Raw genomic sequence first — 18,725 nt, forward strand, 5'->3', positions numbered from 1 at the left:
CTATGAAATTTACCGTTGAACGTGAACATTTATTAAAACCGCTCCAGCAGGTTAGCGGCCCGTTAGGCGGCCGTCCGACGTTACCGATCCTCGGAAACTTGCTGTTGCAGGTAACGGACGGGACCCTTTCGCTGACCGGGACCGATCTCGAAATGGAGATGATCGCGCGCGTGGCGCTGTCGTTACCGCATCAGGCGGGCGCGACCACCGTGCCGGCGCGTAAATTCTTCGATATCTGCCGTGGCTTGCCGGAAGGGGCGGAAATCGCCGTCACGCTGGAAGGCGACAGAATGCTGGTGCGCTCAGGGCGCAGCCGTTTCTCGCTCTCTACGCTGCCTGCGGCGGACTTCCCGAATCTGGACGACTGGCAGAGCGAAGTAGAGTTTACGCTCCCGCAGGCCACCATGAAGCGCCTGATCGAAGCCACCCAGTTCTCTATGGCCCATCAGGACGTGCGTTATTACCTGAACGGCATGCTGTTTGAAACCGAAGGCGAAGAGCTGCGTACCGTGGCGACTGATGGTCACCGCCTGGCGGTATGCGCGATGCCGGTTGGCCAACCGTTGCCGAACCATTCGGTGATCGTGCCGCGTAAAGGGGTGCTTGAGCTGATGCGTATGCTCGACGGCGGCGATAGTCCGCTGCGCATTCAGATCGGCAGCAACAATATTCGCGCTCACGTTAACGACTATATCTTCACTTCTAAGCTGGTGGATGGCCGTTTCCCGGATTACCGCCGCGTGTTGCCGAAAAATCCGGATAAACACCTGGACGCGGGCTGCGATCTGCTGAAACAGGCGTTCGCCCGTGCGGCTATTCTCTCCAACGAGAAGTTCCGCGGCGTGCGTCTTTATGTCAGCGAAAACCAGCTGAAAATTACCGCTAACAACCCGGAACAGGAAGAAGCCGAAGAGATCCTCGACGTAACTTACGCGGGCACCGAGATGGAGATCGGCTTTAACGTCAGCTACGTGCTGGACGTGCTGAATGCGCTTAAGTGCGAGAACGTGCGCATTCTGCTGACTGACTCCGTATCGAGTGTGCAGATTGAAGATGCAGCCAGCCAAAGCGCGGCTTACGTTGTTATGCCCATGAGACTGTAATGTCGCTTACCCGCTTGTTAATCCGCGACTTTCGCAACATCGAAAGCGCGGATCTCCAACTCTCTCCCGGCTTTAACTTCCTGGTTGGCGCTAACGGCAGCGGCAAAACCAGCGTGCTGGAAGCGATCTATACGCTCGGTCATGGCCGTGCGTTTCGCAGTTTGCAGATTGGCCGGGTGATCCGCCACGAACAGGATGCGTTTGTGCTGCACGGGCGCTTAAAAGAGGGCGAGCGGGAGACCGCCATCGGCCTGACTAAAGACCGTGAAGGCGACAGCAAAGTGCGCATTGACGGCACCGACGGCCATAAAGTGGCGGAACTGGCGCTGATGATGCCGATGCAATTAATTACCCCTGAAGGGTTTACTTTGCTCGGCGGCGGCCCCAAATACCGTAGAGCGTTTCTGGATTGGGGATGCTTCCATAATCAGGCGGGTTTCTTTGTCGCCTGGAGCAATTTAAAGCGGCTGCTCAAGCAGCGTAACGCCGCACTGCGCCAGGTCAGCCGCTACGAACAGCTTCGCCCGTGGGATAAAGAACTGATCCCGCTGGCCGAACAAATCAGCCAATGGCGCAGTGATTACAGCCGCGCCATCGCCGAAGATATGGCAGACACCTGCCAGCAATTTTTACCTGAATTCACGCTTACCTTCTCTTTCCAGCGCGGCTGGGAGAAAGAGAGCGATTATGCCGACGTGCTGGTGCGCAATTTTGAGCGCGACAGAATGTTGACCTACACCGCGCACGGGCCTCATAAAGCGGATTTTCGGATCCGTGCCGACGGCGCCCCGGTAGAGGACACGCTGTCCCGCGGGCAGCTCAAACTGCTGATGTGCGCGTTGCGCCTGGCGCAGGGTGAGTTTTTAACCCGAGAGAGCGGACGCCGCTGTCTCTACCTGATAGATGATTTTGCCTCTGAACTGGATGATGCACGTCGCGGCCTGCTGGCGAGCCGCTTAAAGGCGACTCAGTCACAAGTCTTTGTGAGTGCGATAAGTGCAGAACATGTGATGGATATGGCGGACAAAAATTCGAAGATGTTCGCCGTGGAACAGGGTAAAATAACGGATTAACCCAAGAACTAATGAGCGAGAAACGTTGATGTCGAATTCCTATGACTCCTCGAGTATCAAAGTCCTGAAAGGGCTGGATGCGGTGCGTAAGCGCCCGGGTATGTATATCGGCGACACGGATGACGGCACCGGTCTGCACCACATGGTATTTGAGGTGGTAGATAACGCTATCGACGAAGCGCTCGCCGGACACTGTAAAGACATCGTCGTCACTATCCATGCCGATAACTCCGTTTCCGTAACGGATGATGGCCGTGGTATTCCGACTGGCATTCACCCGGAAGAAGGGGTGTCTGCGGCGGAAGTGATCATGACGGTGCTCCACGCGGGCGGTAAGTTCGATGATAACTCTTATAAAGTCTCTGGCGGCCTGCACGGCGTAGGCGTATCGGTAGTGAACGCCCTGTCCCAGAAGCTTGAACTGGTGATCCGCCGCGAAGGCAAAGTTCACCAGCAAACCTACGTACACGGCGTGCCGCAAGCGCCGCTGGCGGTAACGGGTGATACCGAGGCGACCGGGACTCTGGTCCGCTTCTGGCCGAGCCTGGAAACCTTCACCAACGTTACCGAATTTGAATATGAGATCCTGGCGAAACGCCTGCGTGAGCTCTCCTTCCTGAACTCCGGCGTTTCGATTCGTCTGCGCGATAAGCGTGACGGCAAAGAAGACCATTTCCATTACGAAGGCGGCATCAAGGCGTTTGTTGAGTACCTGAACAAGAACAAAACGCCGATCCACCCGAACATTTTCTATTTCTCCACCGAGAAAGACGGCATCGGCGTGGAAGTGGCGTTGCAGTGGAACGATGGTTTCCAGGAAAACATCTACTGCTTTACCAACAACATTCCACAGCGTGATGGCGGTACGCACCTGGCAGGCTTCCGTGCGGCGATGACCCGTACCCTGAACGCCTACATGGACAAAGAAGGCTACAGCAAGAAAGCCAAAGTTAGCGCCACCGGCGACGATGCGCGTGAAGGCCTGATTGCCGTGGTATCCGTGAAAGTGCCGGACCCGAAATTCTCCTCCCAGACCAAAGACAAACTGGTCTCTTCCGAGGTGAAATCTGCGGTTGAGCAGCAGATGAACGAACTGCTGAGCGAATACCTGCTGGAAAACCCGAGCGACGCCAAAATCGTAGTCGGCAAAATTATTGATGCGGCCCGTGCGCGTGAAGCGGCGCGGCGCGCCCGTGAAATGACCCGTCGTAAAGGCGCGCTGGATCTGGCCGGTCTGCCGGGCAAACTGGCGGATTGCCAGGAACGCGATCCGGCCCACTCTGAACTGTACCTGGTGGAAGGGGACTCGGCGGGCGGCTCTGCCAAACAGGGGCGTAACCGTAAGAACCAGGCCATTCTGCCGCTGAAAGGTAAAATCCTCAACGTGGAGAAAGCCCGCTTCGACAAGATGTTGGCCTCTCAGGAAGTGGCCACGCTGATCACCGCGCTGGGCTGCGGCATTGGCCGCGACGAATACAACCCGGACAAACTGCGTTATCACAGCATCATCATCATGACCGATGCGGACGTTGACGGCTCGCACATTCGTACCCTACTGTTGACCTTCTTCTATCGTCAGATGCCGGAAATCATTGAGCGCGGCCACGTGTATATCGCCCAGCCGCCGCTGTACAAAGTGAAAAAAGGCAAACAGGAACAGTATATCAAAGATGATGACGCGATGGATCAATACCAGATTTCCATCGCGCTGGACGGCGCTACCCTGCATACCAACGCCAACGCGCCGGCACTGGCGGGTGAAGCGCTTGAGAAGCTGGTGGCCGAGTTCAACGCTGTTCAGAAGATGATCAACCGCATGGAGCGTCGCTTCCCGCGCGCGCTGCTGAAAGAGCTGGTGTACCAACCGACGCTGGCTGAAGCGGATCTGTCCGATGAAGCTACAGTGACCCGTTGGATTTCCCAACTGATCACCGTGCTGAACGAGAACGAAACTCACGGCAGCGTATGGAAATACGATATCCGTGAAAACCAGGAACTGCATCACTTTGAGCCGGTGGTGCGCGTGCGCACTCACGGCGTCGATACCGATTATGTTCTGGATAACGAGTTTGTTATCGGCGCGGAGTACCGCCGTCTCTGCACGCTCGGCGAGAAGCTGCGCGGCCTGATTGAAGACGATGCGTTTATCGAGCGCGGCGAACGCCGTCAGCCGGTAGAAAGCTTCGAACAGGCGCTGGAGTGGCTGGTGAAAGAGTCGCGTCGTGGCCTGGCTATCCAGCGTTATAAAGGTCTGGGCGAAATGAACCCGGAACAGCTGTGGGAAACCACCATGGACCCGGAAAGCCGTCGTATGCTGCGCGTTACTGTTAAAGATGCAATTGCCGCCGACCAGCTGTTCACCACCCTGATGGGTGATGCGGTTGAACCACGCCGTGCCTTTATCGAAGAGAACGCCCTAAAAGCGGCGAATATCGATATTTAACGCTTTTCCGGTCATCAAAATTCGCCGCTCATCAGAGCGGCGTTTTTTTTGGCTAACCTTAGAGGGCGTTCACTGCCCAATGAAGTGGTTTTTTTGTGAGCGGAATCGCGTTAGCATGAAACAAACCCACTACCTCAAAAGATCCCCATGACGATAAAACTCATCGCAATTGATATGGACGGCACGCTTTTGCTGCCCGATCACACCATTTCGCCCGGTGTTAAAGACGCTATCGCAAAGGTGCGCGCGCAGGGCGTCAACGTTGTGCTGACTACCGGTCGCCCTTACGCCGGCGTACACAGTTACCTGAAAGAACTGCACATGGAGCAGCCAGGCGACTACTGCATCACCTACAACGGCGCGCTGGTGCAAAAAGCCAGCGACGGTAGTACCGTGGCGCAAACGCCGCTGAGCTATGACGATTATCGTTATCTGGAAAAACTCTCCCGCGAAGTCGGCTCGCATTTCCACGCCCTCGACCGTAACACGCTGTACACCGCCAACCGCGATATCAGCTACTACACGGTGCATGAATCTTTTGTCGCCACCATTCCGCTGGTGTTCTGCGAAGCGGAAAAAATGGACCCGAACATGACATTCCTGAAAGTCATGATGATCGATGAGCCTGCGGTGCTCGACAAAGCCATTTCGCGCATCCCGGTTGAAGTGAAAGAAAAGTACACCGTGCTGAAAAGCGCGCCGTACTTCCTGGAAATCCTCGATAAGCGCGTCACCAAAGGCACCGGCGTGAAATCGCTGGCGGATGCGCTGAATATCAAGCCGGAAGAGGTGATGGCGATCGGCGATCAGGAAAACGATATTGCGATGCTCGAATACGCCGGACTCGGCGTGGCGATGGGCAACGCGATTGATTCCGTCAAAGCCGTGGCGAATTTTGAAACCAAAACCAACCTTGAAGACGGCGTGGCCTACGCCATTGAGAAGTTCGTCCTGCAATAACCGCCTCGTATCCCGCCGCCTGGAGCCCTCCCGGCGGCCTGTCTCTCTGACGCTTTTCCTTCCCTTTCTATGAATCGCATGCTGATGTCCTGATCCACACCCGATCGCGAATTGTTGTTTTTGTGATCTAAATTGTAGTACAACCAAGTATCGTTGTACTACATTATTACTGTCATCATGGCAACTTGCTTCACGTTTGTACTTCAAAATTGAGGCGGAAACCGACGGTCACGGTAAAGTAAAGGGATGTGTGGATTACCAGGGAAAAGCCATGACACTGACCAAAACCGATCGCATCGCGATTACGTTGGGCCGCCAGATTGTGAGCGGTAAATATGTTCCGGGTGCGGCGCTGCCCGCAGAAGCGGACCTGTGTGAGGAGTTCGAAACCTCGCGCAATATCATCCGCGAAGTGTTTCGCACTTTGATTGCCAAGCGGTTGGTAGAAATGAAGCGTTACCGGGGGGCGTTTATCGCGCCGCGTAACCAGTGGAACTACCTCGATACCGAGGTGCTGCAATGGGTGCTGGAAAACGACTATGACCCGCGCCTGATTAGCGCCATGAGCGAAGTGCGAAACCTGGTGGAACCGGCCATCGCCCGCTGGGCCGCCAAGCGCGCCACCTCAAGCGATTTGGCGCAAATCGAAGCGGCGTTGAATGACATGATCGCCAACAATCAGGATCGCGACGCCTTTAACGAGGCGGATATTCGCTATCACGAGGCGGTGCTGGCCTCGGTGCATAACCCGGTTTTGCAGCAATTGAGTGTGGCGATCAGCTCATTGCAGCGCGCAGTATTTGAACGGACCTGGATGGGCGATGAGGCCAACATGCCGAAAACCCTTCAGGAGCACAAAGTGTTATTCGATGCCATCCGTCATCAGGACGGCAACGCGGCGGAACAGGCGGCGCTGGATATGATCGCCAGCTCTACACGCAGGCTTAAGGAAATCACATGACATCTCGTTATATCGCTATTGACTGGGGGTCAACCAATCTTCGCGCCTGGCTGTATCAGGACGGAGAATGCTTCGACAGCCGACAATCTGCCAGCGGCGTCACCCGGCTGAACGGCCAGACGTCGGAAGCGGTGCTAAATAGCGTTACCGAAGGCTGGCGCGAGGCAAACACGCCGGTTTTGATGGCCGGTATGGTCGGCAGCAACGCCGGGTGGATCAACGCGCCCTATTTGCCTTGCCCTGTCGCATTTAATGCGATTGGCGATCAACTTACCGCCGTTATCCCCAACGTGTGGATTATTCCCGGCCTGCGCGTGGACCGTGACGATAACCATAACGTGATCCGTGGTGAGGAGACCCAGCTTATCGGCGCAGCCGCATTAGCGCCCGCATCGCTGTACATCATGCCGGGCACCCATTGCAAATGGGTGCAGGCCGATGCTGAACGCATACTCGATTTTCGCACCGTGATGACCGGTGAACTGCATCATCTGCTGCTCTCCCATTCGCTGGTGGGCGTGGGTATCGGCGAGCAGCAGGAAGATCATGCCGCGTTTGACGCCGGCCTGGAGCAGGGTATCCATGATGACGCTATCATCACGCGTCTGTTTGAGGTCCGTGCCTCCCACGTTCTCGGCACGATGCCGCGCGCCCACGTCAGCGACTTTCTTTCCGGGCTGTTGATTGGCAACGAGGTGGCCACGCAGCTGCGCCACTATCAACCCGCCAAAGCTGAGCCCATCACTCTCGTCGCCAATCTTAAGCTGTGCGCCCGCTATCAGCGCGCCCTGGCGCGGCTGGGCTTTACCGCCCGCACTCTTGAGGGCGACCACGCTTTTCAGGCAGGTATAAGGAGCATTGCCCATGCGATGGCAAACTGAACTTCCCCTCATCGCGATTTTACGGGGTATCACCCCGGAAGAAGCCCCACAGCACGTGGGTGCGATTATCGCTGCTGGTTTTCAGGCAGTAGAAATTCCGCTTAATTCGCCGAACTGGCAGCAGAGCATCCCTGCGATGGTGGAAAGGTATGGCGATAAAGCCCTGATTGGCGCAGGCACGGTGACGCAACCGGAGCAGGTGGTCCAGCTGGCGCAGATGGGCTGCAAACTGATCGTCACGCCAAACATCAACGTTGGCGTCATCCAGCGCGCGGTGGAATATGGCATGACCGTTTGCCCCGGCTGCGCCACCGCCACGGAAGCGTTCGCGGCGCTGGATGCGGGCGCGCAGGCACTGAAAGTGTTCCCCTCTTCGGCCTTTGGGCCTGAGTACATCAAAGCGCTGAAAGCCGTATTGCCTGCTGATGTGCCGGTGTTCGCCGTTGGCGGCGTCACCCCCGAGAACCTGGCGCAGTGGCTGAACGCGGGGTGTATCGGCGCGGGTCTTGGCAGCGATCTTTACCAGGCAGGGCAGCCGCTCAGCCGTACCGGGGAACAAGCACAAGCATTTATTAATGCGTATCGAGAGGCAGTGAAATGAAAATAACCAAACTCACCACATACCGCTTACCACCCCGCTGGATGTTCTTAAAAATCGAAACCGATGAAGGCATTGTTGGCTGGGGTGAACCGGTGATTGAAGGCCGCGCCCGCACGGTTGAGGCAGCGGTGCATGAACTGGGTGAAATGCTGATTGGCCAGGACCCGGCGCGTATCAACGACCTGTGGCAAATTATGTATCGCGGCGGATTTTATCGCGGCGGCCCGATTTTAATGAGCGCCATTGCCGGTATCGATCAGGCGCTGTGGGATATTAAAGGCAAAGTATTAAATGCCCCGGTATGGCAGTTAATGGGTGGCCTGGTGCGCGATAAAATTAAAGCCTACAGCTGGGTTGGCGGTGACCGTCCGGCGGAAGTGATTGCCGGTATTGAAACACTGCGCAAAATTGGCTTCGACACGTTTAAATTAAACGGCTGCGAAGAATTAGGCGTTATTGATGACTCCCGCAAAGTCGATGCCGCCGTCAATACCGTGGCGCAAATTCGTGAAGCCTTTGGCAATACCATCGAATTTGGTCTGGATTTTCACGGTCGCGTCAGCGCGCCGATGGCGAAAATATTAATTAAAGAACTCGAACCGTACCGCCCGTTATTTATTGAAGAGCCGGTGTTAGCCGAGCAGGCGGAATATTATCCGCGCCTGGCTGCCCAAACCCCTATTCCGATTGCCGCAGGCGAACGCATGTTCTCGCGCTTTGAATTTAAGCGGGTACTGGAAGCGGGCGGCATTGCTATTCTGCAACCGGATCTCTCCCACGCGGGCGGTATTACCGAATGCTTTAAAATCGCCGGGATGGCAGAAGCTTACGACGTCGGCCTGGCGCCACACTGCCCGCTCGGCCCGATTGCCCTGGCGGCGTGTCTGCATATCGACTTTGTTTCCCGCAATGCCGTGCTACAGGAACAAAGTATGGGCATTCATTATAACCAGGGCGCAGAACTGCTCGACTTCGTTAAAAATAAACAAGACTTCGCAATGGACGGCGGTTATTTCCAACCGTTAATGAAACCGGGGCTCGGTGTGGAAATCGATGAACAACAGGTTATTGAACGCAGTAAAAGCGCAACTGACTGGCGAAATCCATTATGGCGACATGCCGATGGTAGCGTCGCGGAGTGGTAATAACGCGCTCAACGAAAGTGAAATAAAAACACCTCAGTAATAGCCGTAAAAAAATAATTCGATACATCACCCTCTGTATTTCACAGGGCATGGTGAGGGGCCTCGCCATGCCAAAATCTGGAGACAGAATATCATGGATATTTCCGTATCTGCGGCAAAACCTACGCGCCGCCGCTACCTGACGCTGGTCATGATCTTTATTACCGTCGTGATTTGTTATGTCGACCGCGCCAATCTGGCGGTGGCTTCTGCCCATATTCAGGAGGAATTCGGCATTACCAAAGCGGAAATGGGCTACGTCTTTTCCGCCTTCGCCTGGTTATATACCTTATGCCAGATCCCCGGCGGCTGGTTTTTAGATCGCGTCGGGTCGCGCTTAACGTATTTTATCGCCATTCTCGGTTGGTCGGTGGCGACCCTGTTCCAGGGTTTCGCGACGGGATTATTATCGTTAATAGGTTTACGCGCCATCACGGGCATATTTGAAGCGCCTGCGTTTCCTACCAATAACCGCATGGTGACCAGCTGGTTTCCGGAACATGAGCGCGCTTCGGCAGTGGGCTTTTATACCTCCGGGCAGTTTGTCGGCCTGGCATTCCTGACGCCACTGCTGATCTGGATCCAGGAACTGCTGAGCTGGCACTGGGTGTTTATTGTCACCGGCGGGATCGGCATTATCTGGTCGTTTATCTGGATAAAAGTCTATCAGCCGCCGCGTCGTAGCAAAGGCGTTAACCAGGAGGAACTGGAATACATCCGCGACGGCGGCGGTCTGGTGGATGGCGATGCCCCGGCAGAGAAAAAATCGCACACGCCGCTGACCCGTGCCGACTGGAAACTGGTTTTCCACCGTAAATTGCTGGGCGTCTATTTAGGCCAGTTTGCCGTAACCTCGACGCTGTGGTTTTTCCTGACCTGGTTCCCGAATTACCTCACCCAGGAAAAAGGCATCACCGCGTTAAAAGCCGGGTTTATGACCACGGTGCCGTTTCTGGCGGCGTTTTTCGGGGTGCTGTTATCAGGTTGGGTCGCCGATCGGCTGGTGCGGCGCGGGCATTCGCTGGGCGTGGCGCGTAAAACGCCGATCATTTGCGGGCTGCTTATTTCCACCTGCATTATGGGCGCAAACTACACCAACGATCCGGTATGGATTATGGCGCTGATGGCGCTGGCGTTCTTCGGCAACGGATTTGCATCCATCACCTGGTCGCTGGTTTCCTCACTCGCGCCGATGCGTTTGATTGGTCTGACGGGCGGGGTGTTTAACTTTGTCGGCGGCCTGGGTGGGATTACGGTACCGCTGGTGGTGGGTTATTTAGCGCAGGGCTACGGATTTGCGCCGGCGCTGGTGTATATCTCAGCGGTCGCGCTAATTGGCGCCTGCTCGTACATTTTGCTGGTTGGCGATGTAAAGCGGGTGGGTTAATAAAACCAGACGCCTGCCATCGGGCGTCTGGTTTTTAGCGTACTATGATGGGCATTACCGTTATCCGAACGAGCCTGTCTATGAAACAACTCACGTTTGCCCCTCGCAATCATCAACTCACCAATATCAATACCTGGACGCCAGACAGCCGCTGGCTGGCGTTTGACGTGCGTCCGTCCGGGGCATCTTTTACCGGTGAAACCATTGAGCGGGTTAACGTCGAGACGGGAGATGTCGAGGTGCTCTACCGGGCGACCCAGGGCGCGAATGTCGGCGTGGTGACGGTGAACCCGCAGAAAGCGCAGTACGTGTTTATTCACGGCCCGGAAAACCCGGACGCAGACTGGCAGTATGATTTTCACCATCGTCGCGGCGTGGTGCTGGAAAACGGCATCGCGCAGAACCTGGATGCTATGGATATTACCCCGCCGTTTACCCCCGGCGCGCTGCGCGGCGGCAGCCACGTCCACGTATTCAGCCCGGACGGTGAATGGGTAAGTTTTACCTATAACGATCACGTACTGCGTGAGTATGACCCGACACTCGATTTACGTAACGTCGGCGTGGCGCTGCCTTTCGGCCCGGTGACGCCGCCCTGCGTTCATCTACGCGAGTATGCCGGGCAATACTGGTGCGCGCTGGTCAGCCGTACCGCGCCAGAGCCGGTTCCAGGCAGCGATGAGATCAATCGCGCCTATGAAGAGGGCTGGATTGGCGAGCGCGGGTATCGCAAGCCAGATGGCAGTACGCAGCGCCGGGCGCTGGCGTTTATTGGCGATACGCGCAGCGTGACGGGTGAGAAAGTCCCCGAGCTGTTTATCGTTGATTTGCCGGAGCACGAAGCCGGCTGGAAACAGGCAGGCAATGCGCCGCTCGAAGGCACCGGCACCACGTTGCCCGCGCCGCCAGCGGGCGTGATCCAGCGGCGATTAACCTTTACGCACTCGCGCGCCTGGCCAGGCCTGGCGACCAGCCCACGCCACTGGGTGCGCAGCAATCCGCAGGGCGATGCCATCGCCTTTTTAATGCGGGATGAGCAGGGTGTGGCGCAACTGTGGCTGATCTCGCCAAACGGCGGTGAACCGCAGCAGCTCACCACTGGCGAGGCGGGTGTGGAATCGGCGTTTAACTGGCACCCGGGCGGTGAATGGATCGGGTTTATTCAGCAGGGTAGCGTGGTGCTGTGCCACGCTAAGACCGGCGCGATTACGCCGCTCACCCAGCAGCATTCGCCTTCTGGCGACGCCGTGGTCTTTTCACCGGACGGGAAAAATGTCGCCTGGATGGCGCACAAAGACGGTTATCAGCAGCTCTGGATGGTGAAAACCGGTCACTGATAGTTTGCCGGAGGGATCACGCTGTTAACGGCGTGATTCTTCTGCTCGCTCTCCTCAACCCGCGACTTCACCGATTTGTCGGTACGGAAGATATCCCAGGGCAATAACACTGTGTCCATCACCACGGTTAAAGGCAGGTCCAGGGCGATCAGCGGTTTAAATCCCCAACTGATATTGTCATCACCCAGGTGCTCGGCGCTGGTGCGCGTTCCCGGATAGACACCTTTCTCGCCGCCGCCGGTGTGGGTCATTACGCTGGAGCAGCCGCTCAGTAGTATAAGCACGCAGCCGATCATCAAAATCCGTATACATATTTTCATTGTCATTTTTACTTTATGTTGTGGCAACGCGTCGATTAAGGAATGAGGCTTCGCTTCCTCAAAAATTCACTGCCGTGACAATTTGTTAGGGTGGCTTTGCCTTTTTATCCCCTTCGCTTAAACCAGTCTACGCAAAGAAACGTAAACCAACAAAAAATCATCTGCTTTTACTCTTGAAATGGCGACAAGCACCACCATTTTACAGATACAGTCATCGAAGACGTGCCGACAGGACGTTTTGACTTACCGCCTGTCCCGACGGGAAGGCAGACAATTTCTCGCTGATTTCAGGAGCTTATTTTTATGCGTAATTTCGATCTCTCCCCGCTTTACCGTTCCGCGATTGGTTTTGACCGCCTGTTCAACCTGCTGGAAAACAACCAGAGCCAAAGCAACGGCGGCTACCCTCCGTATAACGTAGAGCTGGTTGACGAAAACCATTACCGCATTGCGATTGCTGTCGCCGGTTTCGCCGAAAGCGAACTGGACATCACCGCCCAGGACAACATGCTGGTGGTGAAAGGCGCGCACGCAGCCGAACAGAAAGAGCGTACCTATTTGTATCAGGGTATCGCCGAGCGCAACTTCGAGCGCAAATTCCAGCTGGCTGAAAACATCCACGTTCGCGGCGCGAACCTGGTCAACGGCCTGCTGTATATCGATTTAGAACGCGTTATTCCTGAAGCGAATAAACCGCGCCGTATCGAAATCAACTAATTCCCTGGGCCGCGTCGCGCGGCCTTAATCCCCGTGCTTGCCGATTGGGAGCACACTGCGAGCCTGAGCTTGCAGGTATTCACTCGCTTCTTTGAAGGAGAACAACCATGCGTAACTACGATTTATCCCCGCTTCTGCGCCAGTGGATTGGTTTCGACAAACTGGCTAATGCACTGCAAAGCACCGCGGAAACACAGACGTTTCCCCCGTATAACATCGAAAAAAGCGATGACAACCACTACCGCATTACCCTGGCGGTGGCCGGGTTCCGCCAGCAGGATTTAGATATCCAACTGGAAGGCACACGCCTGACCGTGAAAGGCACGCCGGAGAAACCGGAGCAGGAGCCGAAGTGGTTGCATCAGGGATTAGTGACTCAACCGTTTAACCTGAGTTTCACCCTGGCCGAGCATATGGACGTTTCCGGTGCCACCTTCTACAACGGTCTGCTGCATATCGACCTGGTGCGCCATATCCCGGAAGCCATCGCGCCGCAGCGTATCGCCATCAGCGAACGCCCCGCGCTGAATAGCTAAAACGTACCACGCGCTCCTTACTTCGGGAGCGCGTCTCTCCGAACTACCCCGATCGTATTACATCCCCCCGTAAATTGTGCGCTAACCCCCATTCATTCCGCTATAGCTCTGCCAGAATCCCCAATAACAAGGGTGTGTTACACAGGGAACCGGTATGAGTGAGATAGCGTTAACCGTCTCTATCCTGGCACTGGTAGCAGTGGTGGGGTTATGGATCGGCAATGTCAAAATTCGCGGGGTCGGGCTTGGCATCGGCGGCGTGCTGTTTGGCGGTATCATCGTCGGTCATTTTGTCGAGCAGGCCGGGATTGGCCTTAACGGGCATATGCTGCATTTCATCCAGGAGTTCGGGCTGATCCTGTTCGTGTATACGATAGGCATCCAGGTCGGGCCGGGCTTTTTCTCCTCGCTGCGCGTTTCCGGGCTGCGGCTTAATCTGTTCGCTATTCTGATCGTGGTGCTTGGCGGCGTGGTCACCGCTATTCTGCACAAGCTTTTCGATATTCCATTACCGGTGGTATTGGGTATTTTCTCCGGCGCCGTGACTAACACCCCCGCGCTGGGCGCAGGGCAGCAGATCCTCACCGATTTGGGCACACCCACCGCCATCGTCGATCAGATGGGGATGAGCTACGCTATGGCTTATCCGTTCGGTATTTGCGGCATCCTGATGACCATGTGGCTGATCCGCATGGTTTTTCGCATTAATGTCGATAGCGAAGCCGCTCAGCACGACGCCAGCAATGGCTTTAGTCACGCCCAACTGCACACCATTAATATTCGCGTCGAAAACCCCAACCTCAATATGCTGGCGATTCAGGATGTCCCGATCCTCAATAGCGACACCATTATCTGCTCGCGGTTAAAACGTGAAGATGTGCTGATGGTGCCATCGCCGACTACCGTGGTTCAGATGGGCGATTTGCTGCACCTGGTGGGGCGCGAAAACGATTTGCACAACGCCCAACTGGTGATTGGCAAAGAAGTGGATACCTCACTGTCGACTCACGGCACCGAACTGCGCGTTGAGCGCGTGGTGGTAACCAACGAAAAAGTGTTCGGCAAGAAAATCCGCGATCTGCACTTTAAACAGCGCTATGACGTAGTGATCTCGCGGCTTAACCGCGCCGGGGTCGAACTGGTGGCGAGCAGCAACGCCAGCCTGCAATTTGGCGATATTTTGAACCTGGTCGGGCGACCGGCGTCTATCGACGCGGTCGCGGCGGAAGTCGGTAACGCCCAGCAAAAATTGCAGCAGGTGCAAATGTTGCCGGTGTTTATCGGCATTGGGCTGGGGGTGTTATTAGGATCCATTCCGTTGTTTATCCCTGGTTTCCCGGCGGCGCTACGGCTGGGCCTGGCGGGCGGGCCGTTGATTATGGCGCTGATCCTGGGGCGTATCGGCACCATCGGCAAGCTGTACTGGTTTATGCCGCCCAGCGCTAACCTCGCCCTGCGCGAACTGGGGATTGTGCTGTTTCTGTCGGTGGTAGGGCTGAAGTCCGGTGGCGATTTTATTGATACACTGCTGGCCGGTAGCGGGGTTAGCTGGATTGCCTATGGCGCGATTATCACCGCCGTGCCGCTGCTTACCGTCGGTTTACTGGCGCGAATTTTCGCCCGCATGAACTACCTGACTCTGTGCGGGATGCTGGCAGGCTCAATGACCGATCCGCCCGCGCTGGCGTTCGCGAACAACCTTCACGCGACCAGCGGCGCAGCGGCGCTTTCTTATGCCACGGTTTATCCGCTGGTGATGTTTTTACGCATCATCACGCCGCAACTGCTGGCGGTGCTGTTCTGGGGAATGGGATAACATTGCGTCTTTCCCCCTCAAAAACCGGCGTTAACAGCGCCGGTTTTTTTATCGATAAAATAATGCCAGGCTATAAAAGATTTCCGGCTCCGTCATGCCGGGCATAAGGAATAAACATGAAAATTTCGGAGATCGGGGAAGCGCCGGACTACCGTTTCTCACTCGCCAATGAGCGCACGTTTTTAGCCTGGATACGCACCGCGCTGGGTTTCCTGGCGGCAGGGGTAGGGCTCGATCAGCTTGCCCCGGAACTCGCCACCCCGCTGGTGCGGGAAATCATGTCGCTGCTGCTGTGTGTTTTTTCCGGCGGCATTGCGCTGTATGGCTATTTGCGCTGGCTGAATAATGAAAAAGCGATGCGCCTGAAGCAGGATTTTGTTTATACCCGCAGCCTGAAAACTCTCAGCATCGGCATGATACTGATTGCAGCGGTGGTGATTGCGATGGTGATACTCGGTGGCTGACCCGCAGCGCGATCCGGGTTTACAACCCGAACGCACTTCGCTGGCCTGGCTGCGCACGTTGCTGGGCTATGGCGCGCTGCTGGCCTTAGCGCTGCGCCACAGTTGGTATCAGGCGGGGGCGCTGTTCTGGCTGTCGCTGGTAATACTGGCGCTGGTCAGCGTGCTGATTTATGTGTTTGTCCATAAACGCAACCTGATGGATATTGCGCGCTGCGATTTTTCAGACCGCCGATCGCTGCGCGGCAAATTATTAATCGCCCTGGCGGTGGTGATGCTGGCGCTGCTGTTTTGTGTATCCCACCTGCATAACATCCTGACGCTGTTGCGTTAAACCAGATGGCTTTGCTGCTGTTCGCGATGGGCCAGCGGCAGCCAGCACAGCAAAATCACCGCGCCCATCGCCGTCATTAACATGCCCAGGCTGGCTTGCCCGGTTTGCGGCAGCAGCGCGGAGAACCAGGCCAGCAGCCCGGAACCGACGTTTTGCAGGCCGCCGACCAGCGCGCCTGCCGTGCCCGCCAGAAACGGAAACGGCTCCATCGCGCCGGTGGTGGCGAGGGGGAACAGCATACCCGCGCCGAAGAAAAACAGCGTGGCGGGCAGCAGTAGCGTCCAGATATTCATGATGCCGAACCAGCCGGGGATCCACATCAGCACCCCGGCCAGCAGGCAACTCATCACCGATTGCCACATCAGCGAAGAAAAGCGCTTATTCTGACGGCCCGCGTACCACGCGCCGAAAAACGCCGCCGGGATCGGTAGAATAAACAGTACGCTGACCAGCATGCTGTTCAGGCCCAGTACCGCGCCCATCAGTACCCCAGCGCAGGCTTCAAACACCGCGATACCGGCCAGCCCGCCAATCAGCATCAGCAAAAAGCAGTTAAACGCGGCGTTGCCGAACAGGGTTTTATAGCTGGCGATAAGACGGGTGCGTGGAGCCTGCGTCGGACGGGTTTCCGGCATCCAGCGCGCCATGCTGAACGTTACCATTACGCACAGCGCCAGTAAAAATGCGAAGCACGCGCGCCAGCCCCACACCGTATCCAGCACGCCGCCAATCAGCGGCGCAAGCAGTGGGCTGACTAAAATGCCCATGTTTAATAGACTATTGGCGTGGCGCAGCGCAGAGCCTTCAAACAGATCGCGCGGCATGGTGCGAGCCATCACGCCCGCTACGCCCGTTCCCATTCCCTGTAACGCGCTGGCGGCGATCAGCACCGGCAAACTGGTGGTGCGCAGCGCAATGAGCGTCGCCAGCATAAAAATAGTCATACCGACCAGGATGACGGGGCGGCGGCCTACGCGGTCCGAGACCGGGCCATAAATCAGTTGTGAGACGCCGTAAGTCAGTAAATAGGCGGCCATGACGCTTTGCACTGCGCCTTCGCGCACCTGTAAATCGCGTGCCATATCAGCAATCGCCGGGATATAAATGGTTTGCGCCATTTGTCCGACGGCGATAAGCATAATCAGCATTAACAGCAGATGAGAGTTCGTCAGCTTTTTCATAGCGATGAATACGATTTCTTATTTTTCGGTGGAATGTTTTTCTGGATAGCGCTTAAAAGCGAGAGGAATCTACCACAATAGGCAGATATCGCCAGATCATCGCGGGCGACTGGGGATGGTGGGTTGTAAACGCCTTTCGGCAACAAATATTGCCAGAAAGCGCCAGATTACAGCAGATTGCCGTTCAACAGATGGGTTGCCAGACCCCAGTTTTCGATCTCCAGGGTTTGGCCCTGGCGAACCAGCGTCGAAAAGCTGCAATTGTATGGGCTATAACGGGTAAAGGGCTCGCGGAAATCAGCGCCATCTAAAAGCCACAGCAAACCCGCCAGCGTATTGCCGTGCGTGATAACGCAGGTATCACCCTCAGCATCCCATTCAAGCAGTGCCTGATGCAGCCGGTTCGCCGTTTCCAGCACGCTTTCGCCGCCGGGTGGAACGACCGCGACATCCCCCGAAAACAGCGCGTCGCCAATGGCGGGATCGCGTTCCAGGATCTGAGCGGTAGTGAGCGACTGGAAATCGCCGAGGTGCTGTTCATGCAGACGAGGGTCGAGATAGAGTGTGGCAGAATGCGTCTGGGCAATAGCCTGTGCGGTGGTGAGCGCACGCTGCGACGGGGAGCTTATTACGGCGCGAAAGGTGTAACCTGCCAGCGCCCCAAGCAGCGCATCGATTTGCCGAAGCCCTCGTGCGCTGGTGGGGCTCTCAAGCTGCCCCTGCAAAATACCCTGCTGATTCCACTCGGATTCACCGTGGCGCACCACAATAAAACGCACCGACTTGCTCACTGACCGTTTCCTTTGGGGAAAGAGGCTACCTTAGCACGTCAGCGAAACCTGAAAAAAGCCAGTGTTAAAGGAGGGCGGTTGCCCGCCCTCCTTTGGTGCGGCTTGACCCTGAATTACCGCAGGTATTTCAGGACTGCATCAAGCAGTTGCAGCAATGCAACAATGAGTTTGAGGACAAGGATAACCCAATCCATTCCGCTCATACGCGTCTCCTCTGGTCAAGGAGCACGCCGCTGACGTACCTCTCCGTTGCCTGTTGCCAGCAGCTTTGTTGGCGTAACACAGTGTGCTCTCACGGGGTTAAGGCACTGACGGCACCACCCGTTTCAGCCAGGACTTGCTTTGCGCCGCATATCACGGCCCCGTATCGCACACAGTGAACAGCAACTTCATTATAGATAAATACTGTATAAATGAACAGTATTTTCTGGACGACTTACCCGCTGGGATCTATAGTTAACCTGCCTGAAACCGCCGCAATATTTGCGATAGCGGTCAATTGGTCGTATAGTTATTAAGTTGACGTAACACAGTGTGCTTTTGCGGCGACCATCCGCAAAACCGCCCCAAAAAACCTCGCTTCTGGCGTAATGCTTGTCAGTTAAGCTTTGAAGGTGGCCGCAGCGCGTAGCGCTGTGG

Annotated in this window: 19 protein-coding genes and 1 pseudogene; 15 read left to right on the forward strand and 5 right to left on the reverse strand. The window is 56.1% G+C overall.

The window, feature by feature from the left end:
- Positions 1-2: 2 nt before the first annotated feature.
- The 10 genes and pseudogenes from dnaN (at position 3) to RT120_RS18820 (ending at position 11,930) form a co-directional block, all read left to right on the forward strand.
- Positions 3-1,103, forward strand: coding sequence for a DNA polymerase III subunit beta (dnaN, locus tag RT120_RS18775; RefSeq protein WP_125292895.1), 1,101 nt, complete (start codon positions 3-5; stop codon positions 1,101-1,103).
- The gene (recF, locus tag RT120_RS18780; protein ID WP_312985014.1) at positions 1,103-2,176 is read left to right on the forward strand and encodes a DNA replication/repair protein RecF; all 1,074 of its coding nucleotides are present in this window, start codon (positions 1,103-1,105) and stop codon (positions 2,174-2,176) included. Before dnaN ends, recF begins: the two co-directional genes overlap by 1 nt.
- A gap of 28 nt (positions 2,177-2,204) precedes the next feature.
- Positions 2,205-4,619 carry a DNA topoisomerase (ATP-hydrolyzing) subunit B gene (gene gyrB / locus RT120_RS18785; RefSeq protein WP_312985016.1) on the forward strand — a complete coding sequence of 805 codons (2,415 nt, stop codon included), beginning with the start codon at positions 2,205-2,207 and terminating at the stop codon, positions 4,617-4,619.
- A gap of 147 nt (positions 4,620-4,766) precedes the next feature.
- A complete protein-coding gene (gene yidA / locus RT120_RS18790) occupies positions 4,767-5,579 on the forward strand; it encodes a sugar-phosphatase (protein ID WP_312985018.1) in 813 nt (270 codons plus the stop codon).
- 271 nt (positions 5,580-5,850) lie between these two features.
- Positions 5,851-6,540 (forward strand): D-galactonate utilization transcriptional regulator DgoR, encoded by a 690-nt coding sequence (gene dgoR / locus RT120_RS18795; protein ID WP_312985022.1) that lies wholly within the window; start codon positions 5,851-5,853, stop codon positions 6,538-6,540.
- Entirely contained in the window at positions 6,537-7,421 is an 885-nt protein-coding gene (locus RT120_RS18800) for a 2-dehydro-3-deoxygalactonokinase (RefSeq protein ID WP_312985024.1), read from the forward strand. Before dgoR ends, RT120_RS18800 begins: the two co-directional genes overlap by 4 nt.
- Positions 7,405-8,022, forward strand: a complete 618-nt coding sequence (locus RT120_RS18805) for a 2-dehydro-3-deoxy-6-phosphogalactonate aldolase (RefSeq protein ID WP_312985026.1) — start codon at positions 7,405-7,407, stop codon at positions 8,020-8,022. The genes RT120_RS18800 and RT120_RS18805 overlap by 17 nt, the downstream gene beginning before the upstream one ends.
- Complete coding sequence (gene dgoD / locus RT120_RS18810; protein ID WP_312985028.1) at positions 8,019-9,167, forward strand: galactonate dehydratase; 1,149 nt, start codon at positions 8,019-8,021, stop codon at positions 9,165-9,167. Before RT120_RS18805 ends, dgoD begins: the two co-directional genes overlap by 4 nt.
- An 89-nt stretch (positions 9,168-9,256) precedes the next feature.
- Positions 9,257-10,593: pseudogene (locus tag RT120_RS18815) on the forward strand (MFS transporter).
- 80 nt (positions 10,594-10,673) lie between these two features.
- Positions 10,674-11,930: a DUF3748 domain-containing protein gene (locus tag RT120_RS18820; RefSeq protein ID WP_312985030.1), complete on the forward strand. Its 1,257-nt coding sequence runs from the start codon at positions 10,674-10,676 to the stop codon at positions 11,928-11,930.
- Here RT120_RS18820 and RT120_RS18825 read toward each other — a convergent pair.
- Complete coding sequence (locus RT120_RS18825) at positions 11,924-12,250, reverse strand: YceK/YidQ family lipoprotein (protein ID WP_312985032.1); 327 nt, start codon at positions 12,248-12,250, stop codon at positions 11,924-11,926. The genes RT120_RS18820 and RT120_RS18825 overlap by 7 nt on opposite strands.
- 303 nt (positions 12,251-12,553) lie before the next feature.
- Here RT120_RS18825 and ibpA point away from each other — a divergent pair, with 303 nt between their 5' ends.
- The 5 genes from ibpA (at position 12,554) to RT120_RS18850 (ending at position 16,114) form a co-directional block, all read left to right on the forward strand.
- Positions 12,554-12,967, forward strand: a complete 414-nt coding sequence (gene ibpA, locus RT120_RS18830; RefSeq protein ID WP_312985034.1) for a small heat shock chaperone IbpA — start codon at positions 12,554-12,556, stop codon at positions 12,965-12,967.
- A 107-nt stretch (positions 12,968-13,074) separates the two neighbouring features.
- A complete protein-coding gene (gene ibpB, locus RT120_RS18835) occupies positions 13,075-13,503 on the forward strand; it encodes a small heat shock chaperone IbpB (RefSeq protein WP_312985036.1) in 429 nt (142 codons plus the stop codon).
- Positions 13,504-13,657: 154 nt separating this feature from the next.
- A complete protein-coding gene (locus tag RT120_RS18840; RefSeq protein ID WP_312985038.1) occupies positions 13,658-15,319 on the forward strand; it encodes a putative transporter in 1,662 nt (553 codons plus the stop codon).
- A gap of 116 nt (positions 15,320-15,435) precedes the next feature.
- Entirely contained in the window at positions 15,436-15,783 is a 348-nt protein-coding gene (locus tag RT120_RS18845; RefSeq protein WP_312985040.1) for a DUF202 domain-containing protein, read from the forward strand.
- Entirely contained in the window at positions 15,776-16,114 is a 339-nt protein-coding gene (locus RT120_RS18850; RefSeq protein WP_312985042.1) for a DUF202 domain-containing protein, read from the forward strand. Before RT120_RS18845 ends, RT120_RS18850 begins: the two co-directional genes overlap by 8 nt.
- Here the strand turns inward: RT120_RS18850 and emrD are convergent.
- From emrD to RT120_RS18870, 4 genes are all read right to left on the reverse strand, one after another.
- A complete protein-coding gene (gene emrD, locus RT120_RS18855; RefSeq protein WP_312985044.1) occupies positions 16,111-17,295 on the reverse strand; it encodes a multidrug efflux MFS transporter EmrD in 1,185 nt (394 codons plus the stop codon). The genes RT120_RS18850 and emrD overlap by 4 nt on opposite strands.
- 167 nt (positions 17,296-17,462) lie before the next feature.
- Positions 17,463-18,086: a histidine phosphatase family protein gene (locus RT120_RS18860; RefSeq protein WP_312985046.1), complete on the reverse strand. Its 624-nt coding sequence runs from the start codon at positions 18,084-18,086 to the stop codon at positions 17,463-17,465.
- A 113-nt stretch (positions 18,087-18,199) separates the two neighbouring features.
- Positions 18,200-18,289 carry a type I toxin-antitoxin system toxin TisB gene (gene tisB, locus RT120_RS18865; protein ID WP_125292879.1) on the reverse strand — a complete coding sequence of 30 codons (90 nt, stop codon included), beginning with the start codon at positions 18,287-18,289 and terminating at the stop codon, positions 18,200-18,202.
- Positions 18,290-18,478: 189 nt separating this feature from the next.
- Positions 18,479-18,725 (reverse strand): hypothetical protein (locus tag RT120_RS18870; RefSeq protein WP_312985048.1); only part of this gene is annotated, 247 nt, incomplete at its 5' end.

Origin of the sequence: Atlantibacter sp., assembly GCF_032062175.1 — a bacterium.
Lineage (GTDB): Bacteria > Pseudomonadota > Gammaproteobacteria > Enterobacterales > Enterobacteriaceae > Atlantibacter.